The sequence below is a fragment of the Polaribacter sargassicola genome, from assembly GCF_021991835.1.
GTDB lineage: Bacteria > Bacteroidota > Bacteroidia > Flavobacteriales > Flavobacteriaceae > Polaribacter > Polaribacter sargassicola.
Genome location: NZ_JAHDAU010000002.1, coordinates 208,804 through 226,157, shown reverse-complemented (window position 1 = coordinate 226,157; position 17,354 = coordinate 208,804). Strand labels below are relative to the sequence as shown.

The following is a 17,354-nucleotide window of genomic DNA, read 5'->3' as shown; positions in this document are numbered from 1 at the left end:
CAAATTAATTATTCTAATTCAACATCTTTAGAGTTTTCAGAATAAGTTCTCCATTTTTCTAAGCACTCGGTAATGTCATCAGGTATTTCAGAATTAAATTGCATAAATTCTCCTGTTGTTGGGTGTGTAAAACCTAGTGTTTTTGCATGTAATGCCTGTCTAGGTAAAACTTTAAAACAATTGTTTACAAACTGTTTGTATTTTGTAAAAGTTGTTCCTTTTAAAATGTCATTTCCACCATAACGTTCATCATTAAAAAGAGTATGACCAATATGTTTAAAATGGGCTCTAATTTGATGTGTTCTACCAGTTTCTAATTTGCATTGTACTAAAGTAACGTAGGTTAATCTTTCTAAAACTTTAAAATGAGTAACAGCGTGTTTACCGAAATCTCCATCAGGAAAAACAGCCATTTGCAAACGATTTTTTAAACTACGGCCAATATTACCTTCTATTGTACCTTCATCATCTTCAATATTTCCCCAAACTAAAGCGTAATACAAACGCTCTGTTGTTCTATCAAAAAATTGTTTAGATAAATTAGCCATTGCATATTCTGTTTTAGCAATTACTAATAATCCGCTGGTATCTTTATCAATTCTATGGACTAGACCAGGTCTTTCATTAGAATTATTTGGCAAATTTTCTATATGATGAATTAACCCGTTTACCAATGTGCCAGAATAATTTCCGTGACCAGGATGTACAACCATTCCGGCTGGTTTATTAACTACAATTACGGTATCATCTTCATAAACAATGTTAAGAGGAATATCTTCTGCAACCAATAAATTTTCTGCAGGCGGATATGATAAAACAACTCTTATAACATCATTAGGTTTTACTTTATGATTAGATTTTACTACAACTTCATTTACTAAAATATTACCAGCTTTGGCAGCCTGTTGTATTTTGCTTCTTGTTGCGTTTTCTATAAAATTCATTAAAAATTTATCAACTCTTAAAGGTATTTGACCTTCGCTTGCTATAAATCTATAATGTTCATATAAATCATCATTCTCTATATCTTGGGGTTGTTTTTGTTGCATTTTATTTTTTTTGGTGGCAAAGTTTATTTATTATTAATTTCCTTCTCCGTCACCTAAAACCAATTCTACTATAGAATTTAGAGGTAATTGATCACCAGGATTTAAAACTTTCTTTTTATAAAGTAGACCACGTACAACATCTTTACCTATATCTTTAACATAAGTATAGCTTGTGTCTACATTTAAACCTTTAGAACGTAATTGAGAAATGGCATGTCTTTTAGTACTTCCGTTTAAATCTGGTATACTAATATCTCTATATTTAGAAGGGTTTAACGTTAAATAAATTTTACGTTTTTCTTTTACAAAATCGCCAGCTTCTGGGCTTTGTTCTATTACAGATTTTTTAGGGTATTCTGGGTTAAAACTAGCGCTATCAATAACAATGTAACCTAAATTAAGTTCTTCAAGTGTTCTATTTACATTTTCTATAGACATCTTATGTAAATTAGGAACCTGAATTTTTTGATCGTGATTTGTAGAGGTTTTTAACCAAAATTTTAAAGCAAAAATAAAGATTAATAAACCAGCAATAGCAACTGCAATTTGTATAAAGAAATACTTACTTTTTAGAAACTTAAGAATACTCATTTTTAGATTTTTGGAACACGCAAAGATATAAAAAGTAAACGTTGCTGTTTCTATAATTATTTTGATAAATTTGTTTTTATTATTTTACGTCAATGAAAAAAAATATAGCTATTGTAATGGGTGGTTTTTCATCCGAAGTAAACATTTCTTTAACTAGTGGAAATGTTGTTTATAAGCATTTAAACAAAGAAAAATACAACCCTTTTAGAGTGCATATTTTAAAGGATAAATGGGTTGCTTTAGATGATGATGCAAATGAATATGTAATTGATAAAAATGATTTTTCTTTTACTTTTAAGAATGCTAAAATTAATTTTGATTGTGTTTTTAATGCAATTCATGGTAATCCTGGAGAAAATGGAGAGCTTTTAGCATATTTTAATTTAATAGGATTAAAGCATACTTCTGCACCTTACTATCAAATGGCACTTACTTTTAATAAAAGAGATACGTTAAGTGTTGTAAAAAAATACGGTATAAAAACGGCTATTTCTACATATTTAAACAAAGGAGATGTTATAGATGTAGATAAAATTATAGAGCAAGTAAGCTTGCCTTGTTTTGTTAAACCAAACAATGCAGGATCTAGTTATGGTATTTCTAAAGTACATACAAAACAAGAAATGTTGCCAGCTATAGAAAATGCATACAAAGAAGATTCAGAAATTTTAATTGAATCTTTTTTAGATGGTACAGAGGTGTCTGTAGGAGTAATTGAATATCAGAATGAAATAAAAGTATTACCAATTACAGAAATTGTTTCGGAAAATGATTTTTTTGATTATGAAGCAAAATACGAAGGGAAATCACAAGAAATTACACCTGCAAGAATATCAGAAGAAGAAAAAAATAGAGTAGAACTTGTAGCTAAAAAAGTTTATAAAGTTTTAAATATGTCTGGCTTTTCTAGATCAGAATATATTTTTGTTGATGGAGAACCTTATTTTTTAGAAATGAATACAGTGCCTGGTTTAACAGAAGAAAGTATTTTACCACAACAAGCAAAAGTTGCAGGTATAACTTTAAGTCAATTATTTGAAAATGCAATTGAATCTGCTTTAAAATAAAGTAGTTTTGTTATAAAAAAGAGGTTTTTAAAAGAATAAAAAAAATGAGAAGAGCAATTTTTCCGGGATCTTTTGATCCTATAACATTAGGACATTACGATATTATAGATAGAGGAGTAAAATTGTTTGATGAGCTTATTATTGCAATTGGTATTAATGCCGATAAAAAATATATGTTTTCTCTAGAAGATAGAAAAAAATTTATAGAAGAATGCTTTAAAGACGAACCTAAAATAAAGGTTTTAACTTACCAAGGGCTAACGGTAAACTTTTGTAAAGAACAAAATGCAGACTATATATTAAGAGGTCTTAGAAACCCAGCAGATTTTGAGTTTGAAAAAGCAATAGCACATACAAATAGAAAATTAACAGAAACAGAAATAGAAACAATTTTTTTACTAACTTCTTCAGGTAAAAGCTATATATCATCATCTATTGTAAGAGATGTTATTAGAAATAATGGAGATTATAGAGGTTTTGTACCAGATACAGTAAGGATTAAGGAATAGAAAAATGAAATATACTCTAATAACAATTATTTTAATAACAATAACAACTTATAACAGTTTTGCCCAATATAATTTTTATTATGAAGTAGGTGATACTTTATATTATAAAAATAATAAAGCTACCGATGTAAAAACAAATACATTGGTTGTTTTAAAAGAGGTTGATGTAAACGAGGTAAAAGACACTTATAAAGTAGAAAAGTACTTGTATAATAAATTTAAAGAAGAATTTGTTTTAGAATCTAAGTTTAAAACCTTGGGACTTCAAGAGTTAAAATCTGAAGGAACTTATGTTTCATATCATGATAATGGACAAAAATCGTCTGAAGGAGAAACCGAACAAGGGAGGAAAAGAAACGGACTTTGGACTTATTATTACAAAAATGGAAAGAAAAAAATTGAAGAAGAAATAGTATCAAACGAACAAAATAATGGAACAAATAATTTTGTAATTAATTTTTGGGATGATAAAGGTAGACATACAGTAAAAGAAGGTACTGGTTTTGCTCAGTTTTTTGATAGTGATAGCTTATTTGTAAAAGGTAGTTATAAAGATGGTTTAAAAAATGGACTTTGGACTGCTTTTAAAGACAAACTTAAAAGGTATGAAGAAACGTATAAAAAAGGAAAACTTGTAAAAGGAATTAATTGGAATTTAAATGGTGATGCTTCTATGTATAAAACAGAAAAAACCGAAGCATACTATAAAAAACCGAATCAAACTTCTTTAAGAAAATATATAAATAAAACTCTTAACCCTAATATTGCTGCAGCTAGAGGAGAGGTTTTGATTAATTTTTTAGTTACCGATAAAGGTCGTGTAGAAGATGTAAACATAGTTAAAGGTTTAACTTTGGCTTACAATAAAGAAATAGAAAGAGTTTTGTTAGAAATGGATGGTTGGACTCCTGCCAAAAAGAAAGGAGTACCATATAGTTCTACATATTCTTTAAGTTTAAAATTTTCAGAATAAAAATAGATGAAAAAAATTAGCATTATTCTTTTAGTATTTTTAATCTTTTCTTGTGAAAAAGATGCAAAAAATAATAAAAATTTTACCACACTTTTCGAAAAATCAAACGGAACAGAAACACCAGAATATGCAGATGTAATTTCTTATTATAAAGAATTAGCAGACAGCTATAATCAAATTTCTTTGTTTTCTTTTGGGCAAACAGATTCTGGAGAACCTTTAAGTTTAGTGGTTTATAATAGTGATGGTATTTATAATATTGATGAAATTAAAGCATCACAAAAAAATAGAATTTTAATAAATAACGGAATTCACCCAGGAGAGTCAGACGGAATTGATGCTTCTATGATGTTGTTAAGAGATATTGTTCAAAACGATTCTCTTCAAGAAAAATATAAAAATTCTATTATTTGTGTAATACCAGTTTATAATATTGGTGGTTCTTTAAATAGAAACTCGCACACAAGAGCAAATCAAAACGGACCAAAAGAATATGGTTTTAGAGGTAATGCAAGAAATTACGATTTAAATAGAGATTTTGTAAAACAAGATACTAAAAACGCTGCTGCTTTTGCAGAAATTTTTCATACTGTAAATCCAGATGTTTTTATTGATAATCATGTAAGTAATGGTGCAGATTATCAATATGCAATTACACATTTATTTACACAACACAACAAATTAGGAGGAGATTTAGGTGTGTTTTTACAAAATGAAATGCGTCCGGATTTAGAAAAATCTTTAGAAAAAAAAGGAGTTATTATTACTCCGTATGTAAATGTTTGGGGTAACACACCAGAAGCAGGTTGGTCGCAATTTTTCGATTCACCAAGATATTCTACAGGTTATACAACACTTTTTAATACGTTGGGTTTAATGGTAGAAACGCATATGTTAAAGCCCTATAAAATTAGAGTAGAACAAACGTATGATTTAATGTTTTCAGCTTTTGATTTTACTGAAGAAAACTCAGTAAAAATTAAAGAATTAAGAGCACAAGCAACAAAAAACATTTTAGCAAAAGAAACATATCCTATTCAATTTAAAGTTGATAGAGAAAAGTATAGAGAATTCGATTTTAAAGGTTATGAAGGCGAAATGATTGATAGTAAAGTAACCACAGGAAAAAGGTTATTTTATGATAGAAATAAACCTTTTACAAAATCGGTAAAGTATTTTGATGAATTTGCTGTAACTAAAGAAATTACCATTCCTAAAGCGTATGTTTTACCTAAAGGATTCCATAATATTATAGAAAGGTTAGATAATAATAAAATAGAATACACGCGTTTTAAAAATGATACAGTTATAACTGTTGAGGTAAATCATGTAAAAGATTTTGATACAAGAAAATCTCCTTTTGAAGGACATTATTTACACTACAATACAGAAGTAACAAAATCATCAGAAAAAATAGGTTTTAAAAAAGGAGATTTGTTAATTCCTACAAATCAAAACGGAGTACGTTATTTATTAGAAACTTTAGAGGCAGAAGCCACTGATTCTTTTTTTAATTGGAACTTTTTTGATACCGTTTTACAAAAAAAAGAAGGTTATTCTGCGTATGTTTTTGAAGATGTAGCAGAACAATATTTAGCAGAAAACCCATCATTAAAAAAAGCTTTTGAAGACAAAATGGAAAATGACGAAGCATTTGCTAAAAACCCAAGAGCTCAGTTAGATTTTGTTTACAAAAACTCACCAAATTATGAAAAAGCATATTTGCGTTTACCTGTTTTTAAAATTTTTTAATGTTAGAGTAGTATATATATCAGCAATTAAGTAGTTACATAAAAGCTTTTAATTTAGGAAAGCTTTAAAAAAATCAAGATATTTGCAGCCGTGAAAACAGCTGCAATTTTTTTATCATTATTTTTGCTTTTTAAGCCTTTGCTTCCATTATTGGAGTATGCTGCGTTTTACGATTATATTAAAAATGAACTTTGTGTAAATAAAGAAGAGCCAGAATTACAGTGTAATGGAAAATGCCATTTAATGAAACAATTGGCAAAATCTACAGATTCTGAACCTGGAAACGAGAAAAATCAAACTTCTATTATTATCGAAAATACCATTGTTTATTTTCAAGACACTAAAGTAAATTATTCTTTTTTAGCACTACAAGATCAAGAATCAAAAAAAGAATTTACGTATAATAAAATTTATAAATTTCAATACATAGATTTTATTTTTCATCCACCACTTGTATAATTTCTACATACAAATAAGAAACATTAACAAAGAGTAATACGCTTTATTAAATGCATTGTGTTTAATAAATTGTAGCCTGTTTATTTTTAATTAGAGATAATTAAAGAGATATATAAACACAGCTAAAAACTAATTAAAAGTCTTTTTAAAAAGTCTTTATTACATGCAGTTAACCAGTTTCTTTCCAATTTATTTATAGTAGTAATTTGTAATTATATCACTTACAATCATAAAATAATACGCATTGTTTTTACATTTTTTTAAAGACAATAGTAAATATTATGTGCTGCTATTTTTTAAACAGTTTTTAATAAAAACAGTATAAAATAATGAAACATTTACAAGGTATTGTATTTGCTGTTTTCGTTATGTTTTCTTCTTGCACAATAGATAAAACAGATTACGAAGCAGAATTAAACGTAGAAACAACAGAATATATAGAGTTTAAAGAAGTTACTTCTTTTAATACAGAAAACTATAACATTAGTATAGAGGCTTTAAATGGTGTTTTTTATAGAGGATACAACGAAGTTCATCTTAAAATAACTAACACAGTAAGCAATACTAGTTTAGAGAATTCTGAAGTTACTTTTTTACCAATAATGACAGATGCCAACGGTAATAAATCTTCCTGTCCGCATGCGTATAATATAATTTATAATGCAGATGAAGGTTATTATGTTGGTTATGTTGTTTTTACAAGTGAGAGCGATTCAACCATAGATTGGCAATTGTATATCGATTTTACAGAGAATGATAATACACAATCTGTAAATGAAACAATTGTGGTGGAAGAGCAAACAAACCTAAATTTAAACATGACGGCTTTTACAGGAAATGACGATGAACAATATTTTATTGCTCTAGTAGCTCCACAAAGTCCAAGTGTTGCACAAAACGATTTGGTTGCAGGTATTTATAAATACAACAAACCAACAAATGTTGCAGGTACGTTTCCAGATCCAACACAATTTTCATATTCAACTGTAAACAATCACACATTATTGTTAGACCCTAGAATGCCAGAACCTTCTATGGGAAATCATTCATCACCAAATAATGTAGATTTAACACAAGGAGATGACGGTTTGTATTACGGTGTTGTTAATTATACAATGACGGGTAATTGGACGTTGAATTTTATTCTGAATGATGAAAACGGGCAAATCATAAAAGGGACAGAAGTTTCAACAGAGTTTACGCCAGGAATTGAAGGAGAAAGAGGAGAATTGCATATTGACATTTTATTTTAAGCCGATGAGAAAATTAATATTAATATTTCTTTTTTGCGCTACTGTAATAAACGCACAAACAATCTTAAAAGAAAAAGACAGCGTAAAAACAGTTCTAGATGAAGTGATAATTATTGCGGCTAAAAAGAAAAAAATAGAAACAGACATGAAAATGGCAGTTTCTGTGGATGAGTTTTTAGCTTCTTCAGACAATATCAGTTTTATAAAACGTGGTGCTTATGCATGGGAACCTTTGTTAAATAATATGAGTACAGAACGTTCTATAATTACCATTGATGGCATGCATATTTTTGGTGCTTGTACAGATAAAATGGACCCGGTAACAACTTATGTAGAAAGTAATAATTTATCTGATATTGATATAAAATCAGGACAAGAAGGTAGTTTGCAAGGCGCAACAGTTGCTGGTAGCATCGATTTGAAAAGGAAAAGTACCGCATTTAAAAAAGGGGAAAATTACAATGGTGCTTATCAAACTGGTTTCGAGTTTAATAATAATCAGTTTTTTAACCTTGCAAACGCTTCTTATTCATCAGATAAATTAGTAGTCGATGCCAGTATTTCGCACAGAAAAGCAGGTAATTATACAGATGGAAATAATGATAAGGTTAATCATTCTCAGTTTCATAAATTCAATGCATCTTTAGGAGTTGCATACAAAACGAACGATTTATCTTCCCTTAGAGTTGATGCCATTTTTGACAAAGCTAAAGATGTTGGTTTTCCAGCATTACCTATGGATTTGTCTTTGTCTAGGGCGTTAATTACTTCTGTTGCTTACAAACAATTTTTTGAAAAAGGAATTGTAAAAGTTTGGGATTCTAAGGTGTATTTTAATGCTGTAGAGCATTACATGGATGATACAACAAGACCAGAAAACTTGGTACATATGGATATGCCAGGTTGGAGCACAACTTACGGACTGGTTTCTAAAGTAAATCTTCAAAAAGATAATTATTCATCAGAAATACAGCTGAATGCTTACAATAATTTGTCGATTGCAGAAATGCGAATGTATCCGCAAGATAGAAGTGAAAGAACCATGTTTGCTTATAGTTGGCCTTGGGTTACCACAACTTACGCAGGTATTTCTATGAATAATTATTGGGATATTTCTAATGCAAGTCAATTAAGTTTTGGCGGAACTTTAGGGGTAAACTACAATTATTCTAAATATGTAGAATTCAATTGGATTTTTCATCCAGGAACTCCGCAAGAAAAAACAAGATTTTTACCAAGTTTACATGCGGGTTATAACCTAAATGTTGGTGATTTCGATTTTTCTGTTGGTGGTGGTTACGGTCATAGAGCTCCTTCGGTTTCCGAAGGTTATGGGTATTACATCTATAATAGTTTTGATCGTTACGATTACATTGGGAATCCGGATTTAAAAAACGAGATTTCTTATGAAACCAATGCAAGTGCTGGTTTTAAAAACGAAAAGTTAAGTGTGCAGGCCAAAGTAAATTATTTCTATATCAAAAATTACATCATAGGAAAAATTTTAAATTTAGGTAGCCCAATGAATTATCAATCGGTTGGTGTAAAGGGATATACGTCTTTAGATTATGCTACATTGTTCAACTTTTCTTTAAATGGAAAATACAGTATTTTACAAAATTTACATTGGAAAGGAACATTAACTTATGCGCGTGGTTTAGATGACAATCAAAGTAATTTGCCATTTATCCGTCCGTTAAGTTATCAAACTTCTTTGCATTATTCTTATAAGAAATTCAGAATTCTAACATCATTAAATGGCGATTTTAAACAGCATAATTACAGTCCGTTTTATGGCGAAGATGAAACACCTTCTTATAAAAATTGGAATGTTTCTGCAGATTATACTTTTTACATTATGGACTACAAAACAGTTTTTCAAATTGGTGCAGAAAACCTGTTTAATGAATATTATAGCACTTATGCAGATTGGGGAAACATCCCCAGAATGGGACGTAATATTTTTACATCCTTAAAAATTAATTTTTAAAATAAATTACAACCAATAAATTAAATCAATAATGAAAAATATTAAAAAATACCTTTTACTATCATTAATTTCTTTAGGAATCATTTCATGTAGTGAAGATAGTATTCCTGTTGCCAATGATGTTACTTTAGAGTTTAACAACACTTTTGGATCAGAAACAATCATTTTAGGTGATGCAACTTCTGTAGAAGCTACAGTAAATACATCAACATCAGGGCAAGCTCATTATTTTTCTGAACTAAAATACGTAATCAGTAACATTAGTCTTATAGATGAAGATGATAATGAGTTTCTTTATCATGTAAATGATTTAGATAACGGAGCAACAGTTGTAAATCAAGCAAAAACAGAAACATTACAGTTTTTGTTAAGTGATATTCCAACAGCAAATTATACACAAATAAAATTTGGATTAGGAGTTAAAACGGCTTTAAATACTTTAGATGAGGTTAGTTTTCCTAATTTTTATGCTGCAGCTGGTGCAAATGATACAGCAATGCATTGGGAGTGGGGAACAGGTTACCGTTTTACTAAAATAGAAGGTTTTTATGGTGATGATAACGCTGAATTATCTATTCATACAGGAAGTACAGTAGAGGGTGAAGAAGGTAGTTACACGCAAGGTGTAGATGCTTACAGAGAAATTATTTTAGATTTACCAGTTACTGCAAATGTAGGTAGTGCGTCTCCTAAAATTGTGATTAAAGCAGATTTTGATGCTTTGTTAAGCGGGCAAACAAATACAATAGAATTGGGAGAAGGCAATGCAGCACCGAGTATTCATCATGCAGGTAATATGGTATTATTTGTAGATAATATTGGTGGTAATGGAGATACTGATGTTACAGGAATGTTTTCTGTAGAAAGTGTACAAAACTAAATAATAAAATAGAGCTGACTTAGATTTGTCTTACAGTCAGCTCTATTTTTATAATAAACCAAATTTCTTTGAATGAAAAAATTAGTACAAATTCTCTTTTTTGTATTTATATTTTTTTCTTGTGATAAAGAAGAATATGAACCTTTGGTATTTGAAAATCCAGAAATAGATTTGATAATTCCAGATAATTTTCCGGATTTAAACAATTCTTTTTATGGAAATATACCAACAAAATATGGAGTTGAATTAGGTGAAAAATTGTTTAGTGAAAAAAGATTAAGTATAGATAATACTATTTCTTGTGCTAGTTGTCATATTAAAACAAATGTATTTTCAGATCATAATAAAATAGCTGTAGGTGTTGAGGAGAGATTGGGAATTCGTAATGTTCCGCCAATTCAAAATTTAGCATTCTTGCAATTTTATAATTGGGATGGCAATAAATTACAATTAGAAAATCAACCATTAGTGCCAATTATAACTTTTGAAGAAATGGATTCTTCTATTTTAGAAGTTATTGGTAAAATAGAAACGTATGAAGAATATCTAGATTTATTTTACAAAGCTTTTGGTGATAAAGAAATTACGCCAGATAGAATTTACAAAAGTATAGCACAATTTGAATATACTTTAATTTCTGCCAACAGTAAATACGATAAAGTTATGCGAAACGAAGGTGAAGTTTTTACCGAAAATGAGGCAAAAGGTTATCAGGTTTTTAAAGATAAATGTGCAACCTGTCATAGTACAGAATTGTTTACAGATCAAAGTTTTAGAAATATTGGTTTTCCTGTAAACCCAAGTACAGATGAAGCTGGTAGAGCAAGAGTAACAGGTTTGGCAGAAGATGCGTATCGTTTTAGAGTGCCTTCTTTAAGAAATGTAGAGTATACAGCACCTTACGGAAGTTTTGGGCAATTTGCTACTTTAAAAGAAGTGTTAGATTATTTAGATAATGGTGTTTTAGAATCAGATAATTTAGATGTAATTTTAAAAGAAAACAATAACAGAATTCCGCTTACGGAAAAAGAAAAAGAAAATCTGATATTTTTTTTAAAAGCATTAAGTGATAACAATTTTATTAATTGATATTTCGCTTTGCTAATTTAGATGCTACAATGCTAATTATTAAAATTTGTATGGCATGAAAGAGCATTAAAGGCAAAAACATTATACCAATAGAAGATAAGTTTTTAAATAATATTTTAGAAAAAACAGTACCGTGTACTAACGATTTTTTAGTACCACAAAACTGAGCTGTAATTTTATCTTCTGTACTTAATTTTAATTTTTTAGAAATATAAGTAGTTAAAGAAAAAGCGCTAATAAATAATACAATTACACCAATAAAAATGGCTAGTAAATCTAAAATAGATACAGAGCTAAAGATGTTGTTTATAAAAGATTCTGCAAAACTTTTGTAAATAATTAATAAGATAATAGATTTATCGAACAGAGTTAGTTTACTACTATGTTTAGATGCAAAATTTCCTAAAAAACGATGTAATAAAAGTCCTAAAATTACAGGTAGAATAATTTGAAGAATAAGTTTTACATATATGTCTGTAAAATTAAAATCTGTTTGTGTATCATTTATAAATAATCCCATCCAAAGAGGAGTAATTATTATACCTATAATACCAGAAATACTAGCATTAAAAATAGCAGAAGGTATATTACCTTTTGCTATAGATACCATTACAACAGAAGAAGATACTGTTGATGGTAAGCTAGCTAAGAAAAAAAATGCTAACCAAATTGTTTCTTGCTTTTGATTTTGAATTAGCGGATAAAATAATAAAACCAATAGAGGAAACATTACAAATGTAGCGCCTTGTATTATTAGGTGTAATTTCCAGTTTTTAAGACCAGCTTTTAACTGATTTGGTTTTAATTTAAGTCCGTAGAAAAAGAAGATAAGAGAAATTCCTATAGAACTTATTGTGTTTATAGGAATGTTACTTTCTTCTGTTGCCCAATACGGAAAAAAATAAGCTATTATAATAACTGTAATTATAGAAAGAACAAATTTATCAATCTTAAGTTTCATGTGCTAAAACTTATACTCGCCTAACGGTTTTGGAAATTTTTCTGGATTTGCAGCTAAATGATAACGAGGGTCATCAATATCTTCAATAATAATATCTTCAAAAATAGGACTAGATTTACATAATAATAATTTACAATCTTCACTTAAATGTTTTAAAGATATTTTTTTGCCAGCTGCTTGGTATTTTTCAACCAAATTAAAAATAGCTTCTATAGCAGAATGATCTGTAACACGAGACTCTACAAAGTCTATTTCTATATTATCAGGATCATTTTTAATATCAAATTTTTCATTAAATTCCGTAATACTTCCAAAGAAAAGAGGTCCCCAAATTTCATAAATTTTTGTTCCGTCTTCTTTAAATCGTTTTCTTGCTCTAATCTTTTTAGCACTTGTCCAAGCAAAAGATAAAGCAGAAATAATTACACCAACAAAAACAGCAATGGCTAAATCGAAGAAAACAGTAACAGCAGAAACAATTATTAAAACAAAAGCATCAGAAACAGGTATTTTCTTTAAAATTCTAAAACTAGACCAAGCAAAAGTTTCTATAACCATCATAAACATTACACCAACCAAAGCTGCAATGGGTACTTGTTCTATATATTTATCTGCAAATAATATAAAAGTTAATAAAGTTAATGCCATCATAATACCAGATAATCTACCTCTACCACCAGCATTAATATTTATTACAGTTTGTCCTATCATACCACAACCACCAGTACCACCAAATATTCCACTTAAAATGTTTCCGGCTCCTTGGGCTACACATTCCTTGTTTCCGTTACCTCTAGATTCTGTTAATTCATCAACTAAATTCATTGTCATTAAGGTTTCAATTAAACCTACAGAAGCAGCTAAAAAAGCATAAGGAGCAATAAATTTTAAAGTGTCTAAATTAAAAGGAAGGTTACTCCATAATTCTAAAATATTTAATTTTTTAGATATTTCATCAATACCATTTAAACCAGCGCCACCACCATCTCTAATAAAATCGCCTACATTAATAGAATTAATTCCACCAAATACAGAAACTAATGTTACAATTAATATAGCTGTTAATGCAGCAGGTATTTTAGTAGTTAGTTTTGGTAAACCCCAAACAATTAGCATGGTTAGTAATACTAAACCAATCATTTTATATAAGTTAGTTCCTTGCATTACAGATTTCGCAACACCGTTATCTGTAACAGAGTAAAAACCATCATCGGTAGCGTTAAAAATTACTTTTTTTGTTTTTACATCAAAAACTTGTCCATCAGATAATAAAAATACTTCTTCTTTTGTGCTGTTATTTATTACGGATTTACCGTCTATATAAAACAAAACAGTATTAGAAGCCAAATCTTTTACTTGTTTGTTAGATACATTATATACAAGTTCTTTAGAAGTTGTTTTACGCATGTTTTGTCCAAATAAATCTTTTTTATTTTCTTTAAACATACCTAATTGAGCCATAAAAATAACAATGGCTAAACCATTTACAAAGCCCATCATTACAGGGTGTGGTATTAAACGTACAAATTTTCCTAATTTAAATACACCTGCAAATATTTGAATAATTCCCATTAAAACAACAGCGGCTAGTAAATAGAAATATCCCATATTTTCTACAGGAGTATCAAATAATAAACCTTTTGCGTGTCCTTCTTGTATCATGTGTACAAAAATTACAGCAACAGCACCTGCAGCACCAGAAATTAAACCAGGTCTTCCTCCAAAAGTTGCAGAAACAATTCCAACTACAAAAGCTCCAAATAAAGCAACTATCGGACTAATTTGAGCAACAAAAGCAAAAGCTACAACTTCTGGAATCATTGCTAAAGAAACAGTAATTCCTGCTAAAAAATCATCTTTTGCGTTAGGTATTATTTTTTTGATAAAGTCAGTCATGGTTTTGTGTAATTTTACAAGTCGGCAAAGATAGAAGGTTTTTTTAAAAAACTAACTTTCTTTGTAGGTATCGTAAACTAATTTAATGTTTTGGTATGTGTTTTGTAAAGCTTTTTCTGTTTCAAAACTGTTTTTAAAAGAAGCTTGTGTAATTCCTTCTTCTGTTTGAGGTTTTAACACGCCATTAAAATCAGAAGTCATTAAAAACCAATGAGTTTTTTTTAATTTAGCTCCTTTATGAAAGTAGATGTGATAAGTAGTTATTAAAGGTTTTATAATTTTTATGTTGGTAATACCACATTCTTCTTCAACCTCTCTAATAGCAGCATTTTCTATGCTTTCATTTTTTTCAATCCAACCTTTAGGTAAATCCCAAACACCATTTCTATAAATGAATAAAATATCTTTTTTTGAGTTTAAAACCAATCCTCCTGCAGCTGGGATCATTTTAAGATGTGTAAGAAAAGATTTCCAATCAGATTCTAAGTTGTTTGAATATAGAATAATACCTTTAATATCTGTATTTTCTAGTTTATTGATAATTTCATCAAAATGAATCTCTTTAAATAGAAATACGCTAAAAATAGCATCTTTTCTTGAAGAAGTTATAATAATTGGTTTTTCATTTACAAAAACTTTATACATTTGCAATATGATTTTGAACAAAGATACGGCAAAAAAAACAGCTGAACTTTTATTGCAGATAAAAGCAATAAAATTGAGCCCGAATGATCCATTTAATTGGGCTTCTGGTTGGAAGTCGCCAATATATTGCGACAATAGAATAACGTTATCTTACCCTCCGGTTCGTGTTTTTTTAAAAGAAGAAATAGCAAGAATTGTAGAGTTAGAATATGGTAAGCCAGATGTAATTGCTGGTGTTGCTACTGGTGCAATAGCAATTGGTGTTTTAGTGGCTCAAGAATTAGGAGTACCTTTTATTTATGTTAGGCCAGAACCTAAAAAACATGGTAGAAAAAACCAAATAGAAGGGCACTTAGAAAGAGGACAAAATGTAGTTGTTATAGAAGACTTAATTAGCACTGGTAATAGTAGTTTAAATGCAGTAGAAGCTTTAAAAGAAGCAGGTGCTGTTGTTAAAGGTATGGTAGCTATTTTTTCTTATGGATTTGATATAGCAAGCAAAAACTTTAAAGAAAATAATGTAAGCTTAGCTACATTAAGTAACTACGAAAATTTATTAGAGCAAGCTCTAGATAGTGATTATATTACAGATAAAGAGTTAATTACGTTAAATGATTGGAGAAACAATCCTAGTGGTTGGAAACAATAAGATAAGTAATGAATATAAACGGAAATAAAGTTATAGTAGAAAAATCTGCAGAAGAAGTATTTACTTTCTTTACAGATTTACAGAATTTTAAGCAATTAATGCCAGAGAATATCCAAAAATTTGAAGTTGATGGAGATTCTTTTTTGTTTGGTTTACCAGGTATGCCAGAAATTAGATTGGTATTAAAAGAGAAAACGGCATTTTCTAATGTTACATTAGGTGCTGCAAGTAGTAAATTACCTTTTACTTTAGCGGCAGAGATTAACGAAATTTCTGAAAACAAAACAGAAGTTGAGTTAAAGTTTAATGGAGAGTTTAATCCGATGATGACAATGATGATTAAAAAACCTTTAACAAAATTTGTAGGTACTCTTACAGAAAATATTGCAAAACTTTAAAGAAAAGAAATCTCTTTAATTCCAAATTCTTTTATAGTATCATCTTCTAAGAGAATTTGTAAGTTTCCATCTTTAGAAACACCAGAGATCATTCCCATAAAAACTTTATCCTTACTATTTTTAAACATAGTAGGGATATTTTTTTTATACAAGGCATTTAAATACATATTATCTAAGAGGTCAAACTTTTTAGATTCAAGTAAATTTATACTTTTTTTTATCTCCTTTAAAAGTTCATCTAATAGAACATCTAAATTATATTCTTTTTTAGTTTCTAATTTTAAAGAGGTAGCTTTTCTTTTAAATTGAGGAAAAATTTCTTGGTTAACATTTAAGCCAATACCTATAATCGTGTTTTTAATTTTGTTTCCAGAAAAGGTGTTTTCTATTAAAATACCGCAAATTTTGCTGTTAACTGACAGAATGTCGTTAGGCCATTTTATAGAAATTTTTGGTATTTTTTTGCCTAATAATAAATTATATACGGCCAAAGAAACAGCAAAATTTAAATATTTTTTTTCATCAATTTTTATGTTTTCAAATCTTAAAAATAGGCTGAAAGTAAGGTTTTTATTAGGCTCAGAAGCCCAGCCGTTCTCTTGTTGTCCTCTGCCATTTCTTTGTTGTCTAGCAACAACTACAGTAAAGTTTTCTAATATAGAATTTTGTGCCAAATTCTTTAAAAAAGAATTTGTAGAATCAATGGCACTAAGTTTGATTATTTTCAAGTGTTAAATAAAGTGTAAACTAGTGTAAAATTACACAAAATACTCGCAAAAAAATAATAACTTTGCGTTAAATTATAAAAAAGTTAATGACAAATAAAAAGGTAAGTACAGACGATTTAATTTCTGTAATCATTAAAGGTATAGATGAGGTTAAAGGAGAAAAAATTCAATTATTAGACTTACGAGATATAGAGAATACCGTTTGCGATTATTTTATAATATGCTCTGGTAATTCTAATACACAAGTTAATGCAATTTCTGGTTCTATTCAAAAACATGTTAGCAAAGAGCTTAAAGATAAACCTTGGCATACAGAAGGGCAAGGTAATTCTGAGTGGGTTTTAATGGATTATGTAAACGTTGTTGTTCACATATTTCAAAAACACGTTAGAGATTTTTATGACATAGAAAGTCTTTGGGGAGATGCTAAAATAACAGAGATAAAACCAGTTTAATTTTTTATTT

18 protein-coding genes are annotated in these 17,354 nt (G+C 28.9%); 12 read left to right on the top strand and 6 right to left on the bottom strand.

Annotated elements, in window-relative coordinates; translation table 11 throughout:
- Positions 1 to 8: 8 nt before the first annotated feature.
- Together KI686_RS04350 and KI686_RS04345 are read right to left on the bottom strand one after the other, a co-directional pair.
- The gene (locus KI686_RS04350; protein ID WP_237588045.1) at positions 9 to 1,049 is read right to left on the bottom strand and encodes an RluA family pseudouridine synthase; all 1,041 of its coding nucleotides are present in this window, start codon (positions 1,047 to 1,049) and stop codon (positions 9 to 11) included.
- Positions 1,050 to 1,082: 33 nt separating this feature from the next.
- Positions 1,083 to 1,640, bottom strand: a complete 558-nt coding sequence (locus tag KI686_RS04345) for a PASTA domain-containing protein (protein ID WP_237588044.1) — start codon at positions 1,638 to 1,640, stop codon at positions 1,083 to 1,085.
- Between the two features lie 92 nt (positions 1,641 to 1,732).
- On the opposite strand from KI686_RS04345, the gene KI686_RS04340 reads away from it, so the two are divergent.
- The 9 genes from KI686_RS04340 to KI686_RS04300 all read left to right on the top strand — a co-directional run bounded on the left by KI686_RS04340 (position 1,733) and on the right by KI686_RS04300 (position 11,612).
- Positions 1,733 to 2,707, top strand: coding sequence for a D-alanine--D-alanine ligase (locus KI686_RS04340; protein WP_237588043.1), 975 nt, complete (start codon positions 1,733 to 1,735; stop codon positions 2,705 to 2,707).
- A 44-nt stretch (positions 2,708 to 2,751) separates the two neighbouring features.
- Positions 2,752 to 3,216, top strand: a complete 465-nt coding sequence (coaD, locus tag KI686_RS04335; RefSeq protein WP_237588042.1) for a pantetheine-phosphate adenylyltransferase — start codon at positions 2,752 to 2,754, stop codon at positions 3,214 to 3,216.
- Between the two features lie 4 nt (positions 3,217 to 3,220).
- Positions 3,221 to 4,189: a hypothetical protein gene (locus KI686_RS04330; RefSeq protein ID WP_237588041.1), complete on the top strand. Its 969-nt coding sequence runs from the start codon at positions 3,221 to 3,223 to the stop codon at positions 4,187 to 4,189.
- A 6-nt stretch (positions 4,190 to 4,195) separates the two neighbouring features.
- Positions 4,196 to 5,941, top strand: a complete 1,746-nt coding sequence (locus KI686_RS04325) for a M14 family metallopeptidase (protein ID WP_237588040.1) — start codon at positions 4,196 to 4,198, stop codon at positions 5,939 to 5,941.
- A gap of 90 nt (positions 5,942 to 6,031) precedes the next feature.
- On the top strand, positions 6,032 to 6,400 hold the full coding sequence (locus tag KI686_RS04320; RefSeq protein WP_237588039.1) for a hypothetical protein: 369 nt from the start codon (positions 6,032 to 6,034) through the stop codon (positions 6,398 to 6,400).
- A gap of 329 nt (positions 6,401 to 6,729) precedes the next feature.
- Positions 6,730 to 7,653, top strand: coding sequence for a hypothetical protein (locus KI686_RS04315; protein WP_237588038.1), 924 nt, complete (start codon positions 6,730 to 6,732; stop codon positions 7,651 to 7,653).
- A 4-nt stretch (positions 7,654 to 7,657) separates the two neighbouring features.
- Positions 7,658 to 9,643 carry a TonB-dependent receptor plug domain-containing protein gene (locus tag KI686_RS04310; protein WP_237588037.1) on the top strand — a complete coding sequence of 662 codons (1,986 nt, stop codon included), beginning with the start codon at positions 7,658 to 7,660 and terminating at the stop codon, positions 9,641 to 9,643.
- A 31-nt stretch (positions 9,644 to 9,674) separates the two neighbouring features.
- Positions 9,675 to 10,523 (top strand): MbnP family protein, encoded by an 849-nt coding sequence (locus KI686_RS04305; protein WP_237588036.1) that lies wholly within the window; start codon positions 9,675 to 9,677, stop codon positions 10,521 to 10,523.
- Positions 10,524 to 10,595: 72 nt separating this feature from the next.
- Positions 10,596 to 11,612: a cytochrome-c peroxidase gene (locus KI686_RS04300; RefSeq protein WP_237588035.1), complete on the top strand. Its 1,017-nt coding sequence runs from the start codon at positions 10,596 to 10,598 to the stop codon at positions 11,610 to 11,612.
- On the opposite strand, the gene KI686_RS04295 is transcribed toward KI686_RS04300, so the two are convergent.
- The 3 genes from KI686_RS04295 to KI686_RS04285 are packed head-to-tail and all read right to left on the bottom strand — an operon-like array spanning position 11,605 to position 15,114.
- A complete protein-coding gene (locus KI686_RS04295; protein WP_237588034.1) occupies positions 11,605 to 12,573 on the bottom strand; it encodes a bile acid:sodium symporter family protein in 969 nt (322 codons plus the stop codon). The two genes, KI686_RS04300 and KI686_RS04295, sit on opposite strands and share 8 nt — an antisense overlap.
- Before the next feature lie 3 nt (positions 12,574 to 12,576).
- Entirely contained in the window at positions 12,577 to 14,469 is a 1,893-nt protein-coding gene (locus tag KI686_RS04290; RefSeq protein WP_237588033.1) for a SulP family inorganic anion transporter, read from the bottom strand.
- 51 nt (positions 14,470 to 14,520) lie between these two features.
- Positions 14,521 to 15,114 carry an NUDIX hydrolase gene (locus KI686_RS04285; protein ID WP_237588032.1) on the bottom strand — a complete coding sequence of 198 codons (594 nt, stop codon included), beginning with the start codon at positions 15,112 to 15,114 and terminating at the stop codon, positions 14,521 to 14,523.
- Between the two features lie 7 nt (positions 15,115 to 15,121).
- On the opposite strand from KI686_RS04285, the gene pyrE reads away from it, so the two are divergent.
- Both pyrE and KI686_RS04275 read left to right on the top strand, forming a co-directional pair.
- Positions 15,122 to 15,763, top strand: a complete 642-nt coding sequence (gene pyrE / locus KI686_RS04280; protein ID WP_237588031.1) for an orotate phosphoribosyltransferase — start codon at positions 15,122 to 15,124, stop codon at positions 15,761 to 15,763.
- Positions 15,764 to 15,771: 8 nt separating this feature from the next.
- Entirely contained in the window at positions 15,772 to 16,161 is a 390-nt protein-coding gene (locus KI686_RS04275) for an SRPBCC family protein (RefSeq protein WP_237588030.1), read from the top strand.
- Here KI686_RS04275 and KI686_RS04270 read toward each other — a convergent pair.
- Positions 16,158 to 16,889: a biotin--[acetyl-CoA-carboxylase] ligase gene (locus KI686_RS04270; protein WP_237588029.1), complete on the bottom strand. Its 732-nt coding sequence runs from the start codon at positions 16,887 to 16,889 to the stop codon at positions 16,158 to 16,160. The genes KI686_RS04275 and KI686_RS04270 overlap by 4 nt on opposite strands.
- A gap of 86 nt (positions 16,890 to 16,975) precedes the next feature.
- Between KI686_RS04270 and rsfS the strand changes: the two genes are divergently transcribed.
- On the top strand, positions 16,976 to 17,344 hold the full coding sequence (rsfS, locus tag KI686_RS04265; RefSeq protein ID WP_237588028.1) for a ribosome silencing factor: 369 nt from the start codon (positions 16,976 to 16,978) through the stop codon (positions 17,342 to 17,344).
- The last annotated feature ends 10 nt before the right edge of the window (positions 17,345 to 17,354 follow it).

What these genes read in the sequence shown, in the direction of transcription:
- KI686_RS04275 (WP_237588030.1), top strand. Translation starts at nt 15,772, where the DNA reads ATGAATATAAACGGAAATAAAGTTATAGTAGAAAAATCTGCAGAAGAA.
- KI686_RS04305 (WP_237588036.1), top strand. Translation starts at nt 9,675, where the DNA reads ATGAAAAATATTAAAAAATACCTTTTACTATCATTAATTTCTTTAGGA.
- rsfS (WP_237588028.1), top strand. Translation starts at nt 16,976, where the DNA reads ATGACAAATAAAAAGGTAAGTACAGACGATTTAATTTCTGTAATCATT.
- KI686_RS04345 (WP_237588044.1), bottom strand. Translation starts at nt 1,640, where the DNA reads ATGAGTATTCTTAAGTTTCTAAAAAGTAAGTATTTCTTTATACAAATT.
- KI686_RS04325 (WP_237588040.1), top strand. Translation starts at nt 4,196, where the DNA reads ATGAAAAAAATTAGCATTATTCTTTTAGTATTTTTAATCTTTTCTTGT.
- KI686_RS04285 (WP_237588032.1), bottom strand. Translation starts at nt 15,114, where the DNA reads ATGTATAAAGTTTTTGTAAATGAAAAACCAATTATTATAACTTCTTCA.
- KI686_RS04350 (WP_237588045.1), bottom strand. Translation starts at nt 1,049, where the DNA reads ATGCAACAAAAACAACCCCAAGATATAGAGAATGATGATTTATATGAA.
- pyrE (WP_237588031.1), top strand. Translation starts at nt 15,122, where the DNA reads ATGATTTTGAACAAAGATACGGCAAAAAAAACAGCTGAACTTTTATTG.
- KI686_RS04340 (WP_237588043.1), top strand. Translation starts at nt 1,733, where the DNA reads ATGAAAAAAAATATAGCTATTGTAATGGGTGGTTTTTCATCCGAAGTA.
- coaD (WP_237588042.1), top strand. Translation starts at nt 2,752, where the DNA reads ATGAGAAGAGCAATTTTTCCGGGATCTTTTGATCCTATAACATTAGGA.
- KI686_RS04315 (WP_237588038.1), top strand. Translation starts at nt 6,730, where the DNA reads ATGAAACATTTACAAGGTATTGTATTTGCTGTTTTCGTTATGTTTTCT.
- KI686_RS04310 (WP_237588037.1), top strand. Translation starts at nt 7,658, where the DNA reads ATGAGAAAATTAATATTAATATTTCTTTTTTGCGCTACTGTAATAAAC.
- KI686_RS04300 (WP_237588035.1), top strand. Translation starts at nt 10,596, where the DNA reads ATGAAAAAATTAGTACAAATTCTCTTTTTTGTATTTATATTTTTTTCT.
- KI686_RS04290 (WP_237588033.1), bottom strand. Translation starts at nt 14,469, where the DNA reads ATGACTGACTTTATCAAAAAAATAATACCTAACGCAAAAGATGATTTT.
- KI686_RS04330 (WP_237588041.1), top strand. Translation starts at nt 3,221, where the DNA reads ATGAAATATACTCTAATAACAATTATTTTAATAACAATAACAACTTAT.
- KI686_RS04295 (WP_237588034.1), bottom strand. Translation starts at nt 12,573, where the DNA reads ATGAAACTTAAGATTGATAAATTTGTTCTTTCTATAATTACAGTTATT.